1 protein-coding gene is annotated in these 1,287 nt (G+C 43.0%); it reads right to left on the bottom strand.

The features are described 5' to 3' along the window. Positions 1-1,287, bottom strand: a 1,287-nt coding sequence (locus HGH47_RS12125) for a hypothetical protein (RefSeq protein WP_432912698.1), incomplete at both ends; no start/stop codon positions are given.

Below are 1,287 nucleotides of genomic sequence, written 5' to 3'. Positions count from 1 at the left end.
TAATTGTAGATGGCACGACCATAGTTGCCGCTATAGCAAAAAGAAGCCGCATCATCAGAGCGAGGCGAAGCATGCCACCACCACATTCTACTACCATTATGCCGTTTTACCTTATATAGCGCACTTTCTCGAAAGATAGGAATTTGTCCCTGATTACCACCATCCCATCTTTGCTCACCCCAAATACAAGTACCCCATACTTCCCTTTCAGTCGGAAGAAAGACTGTATGTTCTTTCCACTCCCACGTACCTTTTGTCGACAATACTCGCGCTACCTTATAAAGGTAATTACCAATAACCGCCTCTAGACCGCTTTTAAAACCGCCGTCAAGGTATGCCGCTAACTTACTTCCCGAATACCCGCCTGCATTTGTATTACCGTCATTCATCTTTTGTTGACATACGCAATTTCTAAAGGTAAAGACTATATGGTTCTTCTCATTTTCCGGATATCCTGCACTTTTATACAAATTAAAAGCTGAAATCATAATCCGTAAATTTTTGTACTCACCACTCCATTTGTACGTTGTCGTCCCGTCATTTAATTCCGGTAAATCAAGGTAATCGCCGAGCCTGAGCCCTGAAAAATCAGCAAGTCCTCCTGCATTGATTTTTTTATGCAATATGTCCATCGCTTTTTTTATCTCTTCAAGTGTCGCAGGCTCATCTGAGTGAGCGACACGAATACCGAGTACGTCTAAAAGATTGCGGCATTTACTTTCATCAACTAAAGCCGATACGCTTACCCCTGAATCTTCTACGAGTCTTTCCACATCCTTAATTTTTCCGCTTCTATCCCGTATCAACGCTTTACCCGGATGCGCTTCATACGAAAAAGCAGCTTCTTTAAAGTCCAAATTGTCGGATCCGATTTTGTAAGAATCATCATCAAGAAAATAGATTTTACCTTTATTGATATTTCCTGCATCAATGGTAATGAGCTTGTATGTAAAGCAATCCGCATCGTTTTCAGTGTAACCGGCATACCGGTTCCATGCTCCGGTCTGTACTTCCCAAAAGCCGTTTTGCTTTTTATCGCTTTGGTCTTTTAAGAAAACCACGTCTCCGGCTTTCGTTTGTACGCCGTCAACGGTTAAAAGTCCGCCTTTTACCACATCAATATGCTCGACGGAAGCGGCTGCAGGAACCGTTTCAATGTAGGCAAACTTTGAAAGAATATTTTGCGCATCTACTCCTCGTTTTTCAATCCGCGCCGAAAGCGATGTTTCAGCTCCTCGCGCAGCTTGTACCTCATCGGCAAAATCTTTCAAGTACGCTAAAGCCCCG

Source organism: Treponema sp. OMZ 805, assembly GCF_050937395.1.
Taxonomy (GTDB): domain Bacteria; phylum Spirochaetota; class Spirochaetia; order Treponematales; family Treponemataceae; genus Treponema.
Note: the sequence above shows the minus strand (reverse complement) of the source record. Positions and strands in the feature narration are given on the sequence as shown.